9 protein-coding genes and 3 pseudogenes are annotated in these 14202 nt (G+C 67.6%); 8 read left to right on the top strand and 4 right to left on the bottom strand.

The features are described 5' to 3' along the window. Positions 1–5 precede the first annotated feature (5 nt). Positions 6–2903 (top strand): aminomethyl-transferring glycine dehydrogenase, encoded by a 2898-nt coding sequence (gene gcvP / locus O159_RS08605; RefSeq protein ID WP_021755401.1) that lies wholly within the window; start codon positions 6–8, stop codon positions 2901–2903. Positions 2904–2983: 80 nt separating this feature from the next. Here gcvP and O159_RS08600 read toward each other — a convergent pair. After that, positions 2984–3767 (bottom strand): annotated as a pseudogene (locus O159_RS08600) (CPBP family intramembrane glutamic endopeptidase). 287 nt (positions 3768–4054) lie between these two features. Between O159_RS08600 and O159_RS08595 the strand changes: the two are divergent. The 3 genes from O159_RS08595 to O159_RS08585 all read left to right on the top strand — a co-directional run bounded on the left by O159_RS08595 (position 4055) and on the right by O159_RS08585 (position 8574). Continuing rightward, on the top strand, positions 4055–5839 hold the full coding sequence (locus O159_RS08595) for an ABC transporter family substrate-binding protein (protein WP_021755400.1): 1785 nt from the start codon (positions 4055–4057) through the stop codon (positions 5837–5839). Positions 5840–6031: 192 nt separating this feature from the next. Then, positions 6032–7564, top strand: a complete 1533-nt coding sequence (locus tag O159_RS08590; RefSeq protein WP_021755399.1) for an ABC transporter permease — start codon at positions 6032–6034, stop codon at positions 7562–7564. Further along, positions 7564–8574, top strand: a complete 1011-nt coding sequence (locus O159_RS08585; RefSeq protein WP_021755398.1) for an ABC transporter permease — start codon at positions 7564–7566, stop codon at positions 8572–8574. Before O159_RS08590 ends, O159_RS08585 begins: the two co-directional genes overlap by 1 nt. A gap of 47 nt (positions 8575–8621) precedes the next feature. Here O159_RS08585 and O159_RS08580 read toward each other — a convergent pair whose 3' ends face one another. After that, positions 8622–9248 (bottom strand): PH domain-containing protein, encoded by a 627-nt coding sequence (locus O159_RS08580; RefSeq protein WP_021755397.1) that lies wholly within the window; start codon positions 9246–9248, stop codon positions 8622–8624. A 68-nt stretch (positions 9249–9316) separates the two neighbouring features. Between O159_RS08580 and O159_RS08575 the strand changes: the two genes are divergently transcribed. Then, entirely contained in the window at positions 9317–11176 is a 1860-nt protein-coding gene (locus O159_RS08575) for a dipeptide ABC transporter ATP-binding protein (protein WP_021755396.1), read from the top strand. Between the two features lie 40 nt (positions 11177–11216). After that, positions 11217–12075 (top strand): annotated as a pseudogene (locus tag O159_RS14085) (IS5 family transposase). Between the two features lie 9 nt (positions 12076–12084). On the opposite strand, the gene O159_RS08565 reads toward O159_RS14085, so the two are convergent. Further along, positions 12085–12411, bottom strand: coding sequence for a TetR family transcriptional regulator (locus O159_RS08565; protein ID WP_021755395.1), 327 nt, complete (start codon positions 12409–12411; stop codon positions 12085–12087). A 161-nt stretch (positions 12412–12572) separates the two neighbouring features. Next, positions 12573–12908, bottom strand: a complete 336-nt coding sequence (locus O159_RS16585; protein ID WP_330216817.1) for a hypothetical protein — start codon at positions 12906–12908, stop codon at positions 12573–12575. 13 nt (positions 12909–12921) lie between these two features. Between O159_RS16585 and O159_RS16580 the strand changes: the two are divergent. Further along, positions 12922–13521 (top strand): annotated as a pseudogene (locus O159_RS16580) (ABC transporter substrate-binding protein); the annotation flags it as partial. 109 nt (positions 13522–13630) lie between these two features. Continuing rightward, entirely contained in the window at positions 13631–14179 is a 549-nt protein-coding gene (locus tag O159_RS16575) for an ABC transporter substrate-binding protein (protein ID WP_021755392.1), read from the top strand. Positions 14180–14202: the final 23 nt, after the last annotated feature.

The following is a 14202-nucleotide window of genomic DNA, read 5'->3' as shown; positions in this document are numbered from 1 at the left end:
CCACGATGAACGATCTCTTCCAGGCGCGTCACATCGGCACCGGCCGCACTGCGCAGAGCACCATGTTGTCCGCGCTCGGTCACCGCTCGGTCGAGGACCTCGTCTCCGCTGCTGTGCCGGCCTCCATCCGCGTGGACGGCGCGCGCGCCTCGGTCCTGCCCGCCCCGGTCAGCGAGCGCGCGGCGATCCGCGAGCTGCGGGAGCTGGCGGCGCGCAACACGGTCAACCGCAGCCTGATCGGGCTCGGCTACTACGGCACCATCACCCCGGCGGTGATCAAGCGGAACGTCCTGGAGAACCCTGGCTGGTACACCGCATACACGCCGTATCAGCCGGAGATCTCGCAGGGCCGCCTCGAAGCCCTCATCACCTTCCAGACGATGGTGGCCGATCTCACCGGGCTCGGCACGGCGAACGCGTCGATGCTGGACGAGGGCACCGCGGTGGTCGAAGGGATGCTGCTGGCCCGCCGCGCATCCACGTCCGCCTCTGCGAAGTTCGTCGTGGACGCAGACGCTTTCCCCCAGACTCTCGCCCTGCTCCGCAACCGCGCCGAAGCGGTCGGCATCGAATTGGTGGTGCGCGACCTGGCCTCCGCTCCGGCCGGCGCCCCCGAGCTCGCGGACGCTTTCGGTCTGTTCGTACAGTACCCCGGCGCCTCCGGCCGGGTCTGGAATCCGGAGTCCGTCATCGCCGCAGCGAAGGCCGCGGGCGCCACCGTCGTGGTCGCAGCCGATCTGCTCGCGCTCACACACCTGCGCTCCCCGGGCGAGCTCGGCGCGGATGTCGCGGTCGGCACCAGCCAGCGCTTCGGGGTCCCGATGGGCTTCGGCGGCCCGCACGCCGGCTATCTGGCCGTCCGCAAGGGCCTGGAACGGCAGTTACCCGGCCGTCTCGTCGGGGTGTCGCAGGATGCCGTGGGCAAACCCGCGTACCGCCTCACGCTCCAGACACGCGAGCAGCACATCCGCCGGGAGAAGGCCACCTCGAACATCTGCACCGCGCAGGTGCTCCTGGCTGTCATGGCCGCGATGTACGCCGTCTACCACGGTCCGGTGGGCCTGCGCGCGATCGGGCGGCAGGTTCACCTCAGCGCCGCCGCCGTCGCCCGCGCGCTCCGCGACTCCGGCGTCGAGGTGCGCTCGCGCTCGTTCTTCGACACGCTCCTGGTGGAGGTGGACGATGCGGCCGCTGTGGTGGAACGAGCCCACGAGCGCGGCGTCCTGCTGCACGCGGTCGACTCGGGCCTCGTCTCGTTCAGCCTGGATGAGGAGGCCGCGGCCGATCTTCGCGACGGGGTCTTCCCCCTCGCCGGCCTCATCGAGGCGCTGGGCGGAGCGGCCGACGGCGAGGTCGCGATCGACCTGGACGCGGCCGTCTCTTTCGACAGCGCATTGGTGCGCACCTCCGCCTACCTGACGCATCCCGTGTTCTCCGCACACCACTCCGAGGCCGCGATGATGCGCTACCTCCGCCTCCTCCAGGACCGCGACTACGCGCTCGACCGCGGCATGATCCCGCTCGGCTCCTGCACCATGAAGCTCAACGCGGCGACGGAGATGGAGGCCGTCACCTGGCCCGAGTTCGCCGCCCTGCACCCGTTCGCGCCCGCCGCGGACGTGGCGGGATCGCTCGCCCTCATCGACCAGCTCGAAGGCTGGCTCGCGGATGTGACCGGGTACGACACCGTCTCCCTCCAGCCGAACGCGGGCAGCCAGGGTGAGCTCGCCGGGCTCCTCGCCATCCGCGGGTACCACCGCTCGCGCGGCGACGGGCAGCGCACGGTGTGCCTCATTCCGCAGTCCGCCCACGGCACCAACGCCGCCTCGGCGGTGCTCGCCGGTCTGAGCGTCGTCGTGGTCGCGACCGACGAGGACGGCAACGTCGACCTGGACGATCTGCGTGCCAAGATCGCCGCCAACGCCGACACCCTCGCCGCGCTGATGATCACCTATCCCTCGACGCACGGCGTGTACGAGCACGAGGTCGTCGCCATCGCGGACGCGGTCCACCGGGCCGGGGGGCAGGTCTACATCGACGGGGCCAATCTGAACGCCCTGCTCGGCTACGCCCGGTTCGGCGACCTCGGCGGCGACGTGAGCCACCTCAACCTGCACAAGACCTTCTGCATCCCCCACGGCGGCGGCGGTCCCGGCGTCGGCCCGGTCGCCGCGAAGGCGCATCTCGCGCCGTTCCTGCCCGGGCACCCCCTGGCCCAGGACGCGACCCATGCGCTCGCCGGCGGGGGCCGGATCGAGCACGGTGGGCACCCGGTCTCCTCCGCCCCCTACGGCAGCCCCAGCATTCTGCCGATCAGCTGGGCCTATGTCCGGATGATGGGCGCCGAGGGTCTGAAGGACGCGACCGGGGCGGCTGTGCTCGCTGCGAATTACGTGGCGGCCCGGCTGCGAGAGCACTTCCCCGTGCTCTACGCGGGCAGCGACGGCCTCGTCGCACACGAGTGCATCCTGGATCTGCGCCCGCTCACCGCGCGAACCGGTGTGACGGTGGACGACGTCGCCAAGCGGCTGGTGGACTTCGGCTTCCACGCGCCGACCATGTCGTTCCCGGTCGCCGGCACCCTCATGGTGGAGCCGACCGAATCCGAGGACCTGGCCGAACTCGATCGTTTCGTCACCGCGATGGTCGCCATCCGGGCGGAGGCCGACGCGGTCGCCGCCGGCGACTGGCCGGGCGACGACAACCCGTTGCGCAACGCTCCGCACACCGCGGAGGCCGTCGTCAGCGGCGAGTGGAGGCATCCCTACTCCAGGGAGCAGGCCGTCTACCCCGTCCCCGCCCTCGTCCGCGCGAAGTACTGGCCCCCCGTCCGCCGCATCGACCAGGCCCACGGCGACCGCAACCTCTTCTGCGCCTGCCCGCCCCCCGAATCCTTCGCCTGACTCGTGCAGCCATCCCTTCCTCACTTCTTCCGCCGACACGCCGGTCGGGAGCCGGAAGAAGTGAGGAAGGGAGGGCGGAGTCAGGCGAAGACGGCGGGCCAGAGGGCGACGGCGAGGGGATAGCCGACGAAAGAGACGATATCGATGGCGACGTGGGCGACGACGAGCGGGGCGACACGGCCCCACCGGACGTAGCACCAGCCGAACACGACGCCCATGATGGCGTTGCCGGCGAACGGGCCGAAGCCCTGGTAGAGGTGATAGCTGCCCCGCAGCGCGGCCGCCGCGAGGATGATCGGCCACGTCCCCAGCCGAGCTGCCGCAGCCGGGCGAACAGGTAGCCGACCACGATCACCTCCTCCTGCAGCCCGGCGCGCAGCGCGGCGAGGAGGAGGACCGGCACGGTCCACCAGTGGGCCTCGAGCGGGGAGGCCTGCACCGCCACCGTCGCGCCGAGCACGCGGCCGAGCGCGTAGAAGAGCAGGCCGGACACGCCGATCACGAGCAGCAGCAGAAGGCCGCCGCCCAGATCCGGCCACGGTCGCGTGAAGTCCGGCGGAAGCCGCTGCGCCGCGGCTGCCACAGCAGGAAGATCGCCAGCGCCACCGCGAAGAGAGAGAACAGGTTCCCGAGCAGCTGGTACAGGGCGTCGAACAGCTCGCGGCTGGACTGGGAGGGATTCACCTGCGCGGTCTGATCGGCGAGGGCCTTCTCCCGCGTCGAGAGGTCGATGATCGAGACGATCGAGTACACCGCCGACTGCCCCAGCGACAGGCCGAGGACGATGGCGATCTCCCACCACAGGCGGACGCGAGCGCTGCGATCGGCGAGGACATCGCCGGACCGGGTCGGTTCACTGCTCATAGAGGCATCCTGTCAGGCGCTTCGGCCTCTTTCCCGGCACCACCTCAGAGGTGCGGATATCGTGCGATCCGCACCCGGATTGCGTGCGAGTGCGCGCACGGAAGGCCCCGATCGCGTCGGTTTCCGTGTCCGCACGGGAGAATCCATTGTCTGCATTACCGCTGTGTAACGTTTTCGAGCCTCGTTTTGCATTCATTGCCGACGGTACCTAGGGTCAGTCTTATCCCGCGCCGGACCAGGCACTCTCGCACGCCCGTGCCGCGCGCACACTTCGCACAGGAGGAACATTGCACATCAAGGGAAGAAAGGTCGGGCTCGCGGTCAGCGCCGTCGCCGGTGTCGCCGCTCTCGCTCTGTCAGCCTGCACCACGTCCGGCACCGGTGGTTCGTCCGCTGCTAAAGGGGGCATGGTGACAGTGGCGGTCGTCAACGACCTCACCTCACTGAACTCGCAGACCCCGCAGGGCAACCTGGACACCAACGGCCAGGTCGGCTACCTGAACGGTTCCTACGGAACCGGTTTCCAGTACATCGACAACAACTACAAGATCGTCCACGACGACAAGTTCGGCACTTTCGAGAAGACCTCCGATGACCCGCTGACGGTCAAGTACACCCTGAACAAGGACGACAAGTGGTCCGACGGCCAGCCTGTCACCGCTGACGACATGGTCCTCGCCTGGGCGATCGCGTCGGGTCACTACGACTCCGCCAAGTTCGACGACTCCGGCAAGGTCACCAGCGGCACCCAGTACTTCACGATCGCCGGTTCGACAGCGGGAATCGACGCCACCGGCTTCCCGGCGGTGAGCGACGACAACCGCACGATCACCCTCAAGTACTCCACGCCTTATGTGGACTGGGAGCTTGTCAACCCCATCGCTCAGCCCGCGCACATCGTGGCCAAGAAGGCGGGTCTGTCCTCGGCCGCCGATCTGACCAAGCTGCTCAAGGGCCTGCCGAAGGGCGACCCGGCCAGCCCGGCCGCGCCGGACGCCACCCTCAAGAAGGCGGCGGACTTCGTCAACACCGGCTACGACATCACCGCGATGCCCACGGACAAGGACCTGCTGGTCGCCTCCGGCGCGTTCACCCTGTCGTCGTGGACCCCGGGACAGTCGCTCACGATGGTGCGGAACAAGTACTACGCCGGCGGTTTGGAGCCGAATGTGGACAAGATCGTCTTCCGCATCATCCCGGACGCGAACGCACAGGTCACCGCTCTCCAGAACGGCGAGGTCGACATCATCAACCCGCAGGCCTCGGCCGACACCCTCACCGCGCTGAAGAAGACCAGCGCGAAGGTGCTCACCGGAGACCAGGCATCCTACGACCACCTCGACCTGAACTTCGGTTCGCAGACCTTCTCGGACGCCGAGGTCCGTGAGGCGTTCCTGAAGACGATCCCGCGTCAGCAGATCCTCGACTCGATCGTCACCCCGGTGAATCCGAAGGCCAAGGTCCTCAACTCGCAGATCTGGCTGCCGAACCAGCAGCCCCAGTACGGCGACACGGTGAAGAACAACGGTTCTTCGGCCTACGACAAGGTGGACATCGACGGCGCCAAGGCCCTGCTGGCCGGAGCGACCCCGACCGTCCGCATTCTGTACAACACGAACAACCCGAACCGTGTCGACGAGTTCCAGGCCATCCAGGCGTCCGCGTCCAAGGCCGGCTTCAAGGTCGTCGACTCCGGCTCGCCGCAGTGGAGCAAGCTGCTTCCGGGCGGGGACTACGACGCGTCGCTCTTCGGGTGGATCAGCCCGGGCGCCGGCACCGCGCAGATCCCACAGCTGTTCACCACCAGCGGCGGCGGCAACTACAACCGCTTCTCGGCGGCGAACACGGACGCGCTGGCCACCCAGACCACGCTGGACAAGAGCAAGCTGACCGACCTGGAGATGAAGATCGACAAGACGGCCTTCTCCCAGGCCTACGGTTTGCCGCTCTTCCAGCTGCCGGGTGTCTTCGGCGTCAACGCTCGCGTCGACGGTGTGAAGTTCATGGGCAACCAGAACGGTCCGTTCTGGAACTTCTGGCAATGGTCGGTTAAGTCCTCCACCTCGAAGTAACGTCTTCGGCAGTGAGAGTGCCCGGGCGAAACCCGGGCACTCTCACTGCGGCGGGGCGCCGGCATTGCGAGTCGGCGCCCCGTGTCACCTCGTCGGCGGATGACCCGTCCGCCTCTCCCGAAACGCGCCAGGCGAGCACCCCCTCGCCACCACCCGTTCGGCGCGTCCTGTTCCAGTGAAGGTTTTGAACCTATGGCGAGTTTCATCCTGAGACGACTTCTGGTCTCAGTGCTCATCATCGTCGCCGCTTCGTTCCTGATGTATATGCTGGTGGCCTACAGCGCTGACCCGCTCCAGGACCTGCGAAGCAGCAATTCCCCGAATAAGACCCAGCTCATCAACGCGCGCATCCAATTGCTGCAGCTGGATGTCGTTCCCCCGCTCCGCTGGCTCCTCTGGCTCGGCGGTGCGGCCAAATGCCTCATCCCGTTCGCGAACGCGTGCGACCTCGGATCGACGATCTCCAACGCCAAAGTGGTCGACATCCTGCCGCAGGCCCTGTCCTCCACCGTGCAGCTGGTCACCCTGGCGCTCCTGCTCGCGATCCTCCTGGGGGTGACGATCGGCATCGTCACCGCCCTCCGGCAGTACAGCGGACTCGACAATGTCGTCACGTTCCTCAGCTTCTTCCTCTACTCCCTGCCGGCGTTCCTCGTCGCGGTGCTCCTCAAGGAGTTCATCGCGATCGGGTTCAACGACTTTCTGGTGCGTCCGACGATCCCCTGGTGGACGGCCGTCTTGACCGGTGTGGCCGCCGGGCTCATCTGGCAGTCGCTCATCGGCGGAGACCTGCGGCGGCGGGGGATCACCGCCGTCGTCTCCGGCGTAGCGACAGCCGGCGTGCTGCTGCTGATGAGCGCGACGAACTGGTTCCTGCGCCCCGGCCTCGGCCCGGTCGTGATGATCATCCTCATCGCCGCCGTGGTCGTCGGCGCGACAGCGCTCACCGCGGGTCTCCAGAGCCGGCGTGCGCTCATCGCGGCAGGGATCGCCGGGGCGGTGTCGCTCGTGTGCTTCTTCGCCCTGCAACCGCTGTTCAGCGTCTCCACGGTCGGCACCATCGTGATCCTGGCGGTCGTCGCGATCGTCGTGAGTCTCGCGATCGGCTTCTTCGTGGGCGGCTACGACCGCGGCCAGAATATGTGCGTCGCGGTCATCGTCACCATCCTGTCGGGTTTCCTGATCCTGGTCGATCGCTTCATGCAGGCGTGGCCGACGTACTTCAGCGACACGAACGGCCGGCCGATCGCCACCGTCGGGTCCTCCACCCCCGGTCTCAGCGGCGATATGTGGGAGTCGGGGCTCGACACCTTCACACATCTCCTGCTGCCCACGGTCGCGCTGCTGCTGATCTCCTTCGCGTCCTACACCCGCTACTCGCGGGCCGGGATGCTGGAGGTGCTGGGCCAGGACTTCATCCGCACCGCTCGGGCGAAGGGGCTGCCGGAGCGGACCGTCGTCGTGCGGCACGCCTTCCGCAACATGCTCATCCCGATCACCACGCTGGTGGCGTTCGATGTGGGCGCGTTGCTCGGCGGCGCGATCATCACAGAGCGCGTGTTCGCGATCCCGGGGATGGGCTTCCTGTTCGCGAGCGGCCTCGACCGCGGAGATCTGAACCCGGTCATGGCGTACTTCCTGGTGATCGCGGCGATGGCGATCCTCTTCAATTTCCTGGCCGATCTCGCCTACGCCGCGCTCGACCCGAGAGTGAGGGTCCGCTGATGCCGACAACCGAACCGCTGATCGCCGACGAGCTGCGGGAGCCGGACTCTCCGCCCGTCAGCCAGGGGAGGCTCATCTGGAAGCGCTTCCTCTCCAACAAGATCTCCGTCGCCAGCGCGATCCTGTTCATCCTCATCGTGCTGTTCTCCCTCTCCGCGATCGGCATCGGGTCGATCCACGGCTGGTGGAAGTACGACTACAAGGAGCTGAACGACCAGGTGCAGCAGGGCTCTCCCACCTGGGAGCACCCGTTCGGCCAGGATCGCATCGGCAAGGACTACTTCGCTCTGACGATGCGCGGCATTCAGAACTCCGTGCTGGTCATGATCGTGCTTGGGCTCATCGCGAGCGCCGTCGGCGTCGTCGTCGGCGCCGTCGCCGGCTATTTCCGCGGTGTGGTCGACGCGATCCTGATGCGCATCACCGATGTGTTCATCGTCATCCCAGCCCTCGTGATCGGCTCGGTCGTCGGACACGCCTTCGGTGGGCTGGGTGCTTTCTTCCTCGCCCTGATGCTGGGATTCTTCTCGTGGATGGGCATCGCCCGGCTGGTGCGCTCGGAGTTCCTGTCGCTGCGCGAGCGCGAGTTCGTGGAGGCGGCGCGGGTGGCCGGCGCTTCGGACGCTCGGATCATCTTCAAGCACATCCTGCCGAATGCCATCGGCGTGGTGATCGTCTCCTCGACACTGATCATGGCCTCGGCCATCCTGCTCGAGACGGCGCTCTCGTTCCTCGGCTACGGCATCCGGTCGCCCGATGTCTCCCTCGGCCTCCTGATCAGCTCCAACCAGTCGGCGTTCCAGACCCGGCCGTGGCTGTTCTGGTGGCCCGGCGCGTTCATCGTCGCCCTGGCGCTGCTGGTCAACTTCGTGGGCGACGGCCTGCGGGACGCCTTCGACCCGCGTCACCGCCGCTTCACCCTCCGCACGATGCGCGAGCAGGAACCGGAACCGGGCGAGAGCGAGGATGGTCCCCGCACGGGCGCCGCCCTCTCGAAGGATGCGCTGTGACCCAGAATCGCGCCGCCGCGCCGCTCCCGGCCCCCGCGGCGGCGGACTCAGGTCAGCAGCAGCGCGGCGACCGTGCTGCCGAGCAGCGCCGCCAGGGCGGCCAGCGTCAGGAGGTGCCAGCGGACCGTCACGGGGGTCTCGTCGGCGCGACCGGCTTCGATGGACCCTGCCTCCCGCAGGGCCGTCCAGCGGCGGCGCACCGCCTCGGCCGCCGCGCCGGACTCGGTCGAGAGCAGATCGCCCGGGCGGCGCACGCTGTCCTCGACGTTCGGTCGGCCCATCCGTCCCGTCGTCTCGCGCCGGGTGGCGCGCAGCGTGCTGCCGGTCCCCGGGGCCGGGGCTGCCCACACCGGGAACTTTCGCCCCGGCGTGAAGAGCGTGAGCGCGTACTTCGTCTCGACGTTGATGAGCGCGGGCCAGGGGATCTCCACGGTGCGCGTGACGTTGACCAGCTCCAGCCCGTCGTCCGACACCGTCAGGCGCGGACGCCAGAGCGCGGCCCACGCCAGCAGCGCGAACAGGCCGCACGGAACGAGGAAGAGCAAGCGCGCATCGCGCAGACTGACCAGCAGGCCGACGGCCAGGGCGGCGGTCGCCGCCCAGATCAGGACGGCAAGGACCCGGTTGAACCGGGACACGAGAACCTCGCGCTCGGCGGGGGAGACGGAGGGCATGGCTCCATGCTCTCATCCCGCCCCGCACAGCCCCGCCCGGAGCGCGCCCCCGAAAGGAACCGCGAATTATGACCGCCACCACCACCGCCGGTCAGGCCGGCGTCGTGACCGGAGCCCCCGTGCTGGAGGTCGCCGACCTCTCCGTCGACTTCGGCGTCGACAGCGTCTGGGTGCCCGCCGCCAAGAAGCTCCGCTACTCGATCCAAGCGGGCGAGGTGCTGGCCATCGTCGGCGAGTCGGGCTCCGGCAAGAGCGCGAGCTCGATGGCGATCCTCGACCTTCTGCCGAAGAATTCCCGCGTGCGCGGCTCGATCAAGCTGGAGGGCCGCGAGCTCACCGGCCTCAGTCCGCAGCAGATGCGCCGCGTCCGCGGACGCCAGGTGTCGGTGATCTTCCAGGAGCCGATGACCGCGCTGAACCCGGTCTACACCGTCGGCTTCCAGATCGTCGAGACACTCCGCATCCACTTCGGGATGTCGCCCCACGAGGCGAAGGAGCGCGCCCTGGCGCTGCTCGGCATGGTCGAGTTGCCCGACCCCGTCAAGGTGTTCAACTCCTATCCGCACCAGCTCTCCGGCGGTCAGCGTCAGCGCGCCATGATCGCCCAGTCGATCTCCTGCGACCCGAAGCTCCTCATCGCCGACGAGCCGACGACCGCGCTGGATGTGACCGTGCAGGCGGAGATCCTCGAGCTGCTGCGGAGCCTCCGCGACCGGCTCGACTCCGCCATCCTGCTGATCACACACGATATGGGCGTCGTCGCCGACCTGGCCGACAACATCGTGGTCATGCGGAAAGGCGACATCGTGGAGTCCGGCACCGTCGCCGAGGTCTTCGCGGCCCCGAAGCACCCGTACACCGTCGCCCTGCTCGAGGCCGTGCCGCACCTCGGCCAGCGCGAGGACGAGGAGATTGACACGACCGCAGCCCTCGCCGCGGGCACTGCGAACCGGGACGCCGAGTTCGCGGAGCGTATCCGCGTCAACGAGCGCCTCGCCGCCGCCGAGCACGAGAAGGCGGAGCTGGACAAGCGGAGGATCGTCGTCGAGTTCGACAAAGTCTCGATCGAGTACCCGAAGCGCGGCCGTTTCCCGGCGTTCCGAGCGGCGACGGACATCGACCTCACCATCCACGAGGGCGAAGTCGTCGGCCTCGTGGGCGAGTCGGGCTCTGGCAAGACGACGCTCGGCCGTGCGGCGATCGCTCTCCTGCCGATCCACTCGGGCCGCCTCGTCATCGCGGGGCAGGACATCAGCGACGCGAACCGTGACGAGATACGCAAGCTGCACCGCAACGTCGGCATCGTCTTCCAGGACCCGTCCTCCTCGCTGAACCCCCGCCTGCAGATCGCCGACTCGATCGGCGAGCCGCTGCGCCTGGCCAAGGGTCTCAAAGGCATGGAGCTGGCCAAGGAGGTCGACCGCCTCCTCGACAGCGTCGAGCTGCTGCGCGCCTACCGCAGCCGTTTCCCGCACGAGCTCTCCGGTGGACAGAAGCAGCGCGTCGGCATCGCCCGCGCCCTCTCGCTGAAGCCGCAGGTCCTCATCGCGGACGAGCCCACCTCCGCGCTGGACGTGTCGGTCCAGGCCCGTGTCCTGGAGCTGATGCAGCAGCTCCAGAAGGAGATGAACTTCGCCTGCCTGTTCATCACCCACGATCTCGCCGTCATCGACGTGCTGGCCGACCGGATCGCGGTCATGCATCACGGCAGCCTGGTCGAGGTCGGCACCCGCGACGAGATCCTCCGCTACCCGAAGGAGGCGTACACGCAGCGTCTGCTCGCCGCCGTCCCTCTCCCGGACCCCGAACAGCAGCGGGCGCGCCGCGCGCTCCGCCTGGAGCTGCTCGCAGCGGGCTCGGACGAGGTCGTGCCGGTGAACGAGGGGCTGCCGCCGGAGCCGGAGCCGCCGGTGGCGCAGGGGCTGTAGGCCCCCTTAGAGGTGGTTTCAGTAGTCGGCGTGGCGGTGGTTGTTGTGGCTGGTTAGCGGGGATGCTGGTCGAGTGTCGACGCTTGCTGAGGATCGGTTCATTACGGATATGTTGTGGGAGCGGCTGGAGCCGTTGATTCCGCCTCGGCCGCCTGTGGTCAATGGGCGGGCTGGGCAGCCTCGGGTTCCTGACCGGAAGGTGTTCGCTGGGATCGTGTTCGTGCTGCTGACGGGGATCCCGTGGAGAAGCTCCCGCCCGAGTTGGGGTATGGGTCCGGGGTCACTTGTTGGCGGCGTCTGCGTGAATGGTCCGAAGCGGGCGCGTGGGATGCACTGCGGAAGATCATGCTCGACGAACTCGGCCAGGCTGGCATGATCGACTGGTCAAGAACCTGCCTGGACTCCGTAAGTGTCCGGGCGAAAAGGGGGGCGATCTCACTGGACCTAACCCCACGGATCGTGGGAAACGGGGCACCAAGTACCATGTCCTGACCGACCGCAACGGACTCCCGCTGCATGTGGAGATCTCCGGCGCCAACCGACACGACTCCATGCTCGTGGAACCTGTGTTAGACAACATCACCGCGATCAAGGGCGTCGGCCGCGGTCGGCCCAGACGCCGCCCGGTTATCTTCCACGCCGATAAGGCTTACGACAACCGCCGCGTCCGCTGTTACCTGCGTTGTCGTGGGATCAAGGCACGCATCGCACGAATCGGAGTCGACTCCAAACAGTGACTGGGTAAACACTGTTGGGTAGTCGAACGCACCATGGCCTGGATCCTCGCCTTCCGGAAACTCGCCACTCGCTACGACCGCACCGCCTCAACGATCACGGCGCTCGTCGCTCTAGCAATCGCGATCACCAGCGCCCGCAAACTCACCAAAAACGACTACTGAAACCATCTCTTAGAAGAACATCGCGCAGGCGGCGTGGCTCTCGGGCTGCGCCGCCTGTCTGTTCTCGTCCACGAACATCCAGGTCAGCGTGTGCTTGTCGCTGGCGTAGGAGCGCGAGCCTGTCTCGGCCGGGGTGGCGTCGTCTCCGGCGGCCTCGGTGGTGTTGCCGGCGTAGACCACGAGCCGAACGGGTGTCGCGCTCTCCCAGGAGAGCTGAACGACGCCAGCGCCGCAGCCCAGCGTCCGCTTCTCGCTAGCGGCGGCCGCGGGGGTCGAGACGGGGGCTGCCGCGCCGGCGGTGCTCAGGCCGCCCATGAACACGGTCGCAAGCGCCATTGCACAGAACGCCGCTGTCGGTCCGAGGCGGATGTTATTTCGCACACCACCACACTATCGAGACATAATGTGAAATTACAAACTTAAAATTTAAAAAGTCTTTCAATTATTACTTTGTGTTCTATGCGGGTTATCGTGTGCCTCTGACCTGCATGGAGGTATCACACGTGCGCAAACACAGACTCATCATCGGCGCGGTGGCCGCCGGCGCTCTGGCCCTCGCCGGCTGCGCTTCGACCACGGATGCGAACAGTGGCGGCGGTTCCGGCGTCGTCAGCGCCTGGAGCACCGAGCCGCAGGGCGGCCTCGTCCCCGGCGACACGAACGAGGCCGGCGGCGGTCTCGTCGTGAACCAGCTCTTCGCCGGCCTCACCTACTACGACGCCAAGGGCGCCTCGCACAACGACGTCGCCGAGTCGATCACGACCGAGGACTCGCAGCACTTCACGGTCAAGCTGAAGAGCGGCCCAGAAGTTCAGCGACGGCGAGGCGGTCACCGCTTCCTCCTTCGTGGACGCGTGGAAGTACACCGCCAACCTGAAGAACGGTCAGAAGGCGGCCGACTTCTTCCAGGATGTCGAGGGCTTCAGCCGCGACGTGGAGTCCGACCTCACCGGTCTGAAGGTCGTCAGCGACACCGAGTTCACGATCGCCCTGAGCTCCAAGGTCTCCGACTTCGCCCAGCGCCTCGGCGCGAGCGCGTACTTCCCGCTGCCGACCTCGGCCTACGACGACATGAAGGCGTTCGGCCAGAACCCGGTCGGCAACGGCCCGTACCAGTTCAAGAACGCCTCCGCGTGGAAGCACGACGAGCAGCTCGAGCTGAGCGTCAACGAGAACTACACCGGCCCGCAGAAGCCGAAGAACGGCGGCCTCAAGCTCGTCTTCTACAGCAGCGTCGACTCGGCCTACCGGGATGTGCAGGCCGGCAACCTCGACATCCTTTACCAGATCCCGGACAGCGCCGCGAGCACCTACGTGTCCGACTTCCCGGACGCCAACGCGAACCTGCCGGCCGCGGTCCAGCAGAGCTTCACCATCCCGCAGAACCTGGAGCACTTCCAGGGCGAGGAGGGCGCGCTGCGCCGTCAGGCGATCTCGCTCTCGATCAACCGGCCCGAGATCACCAAGGTGATCTTCGGCGGCACACGCACCCCGTCCACCGACTTCAATCGCGCCGACGATCGCCGGCTATCAGAAGGACCTGCCCGGCTCGGACGTGTTCACGTACGACCCGAAGAAGGCCAAGGAGCTGTGGGCGAAGGCCGACGCCATCTCGCCGTGGACCGGCATGTTCAAGCTGGCCTACAACGCCGACGGCGGTCACCAGGGCTGGGTGGATGCGGTGAGCAACAGCATCAAGAACGCGCTCGGGATCGACGCCGAGGGCGCACCGGTGCCCACGTTCGGCGCCTTCCGCGACGAGATCACCAACCGCACCATCGGCTCCTCCTTCCGCTCGGGCTGGCAGGCCGACTACCCGGGCCTCTACAACTTCCTCGGTCCGGTGTTCGGAACCGGCGGCGGCTCGAACGACGGCGAGTACTCCAACCCCGCCTTCGACGCCCTGCTCCAGAAGGGGCTCGCCGAGCCGGACCAGAAGGCGGCCGACGCCGACTTCGCCAAGGCTCAGCAGATCCTCTTCGCCGACCTGCCGCAGATCTCGCTCTGGTACCAGAACGTCACCGCGGTCTGGAGCGGGAACGTGAGCGACGTGACCATGAGCTGGAACTCGTTCCCTGTGTTCACGGACATCGTCAAGAACTGACACCCGCACTGCTGCGGCGGGCC

The sequence above is a fragment of the Leifsonia xyli subsp. cynodontis DSM 46306 genome, assembly GCF_000470775.1.
Taxonomy (GTDB): Bacteria; Actinomycetota; Actinomycetes; order Actinomycetales; family Microbacteriaceae; genus Leifsonia; species Leifsonia cynodontis.
The sequence above is the reverse complement of the archived record's forward strand: the minus strand, read 5'-3'. Positions and strand labels throughout refer to the sequence as shown.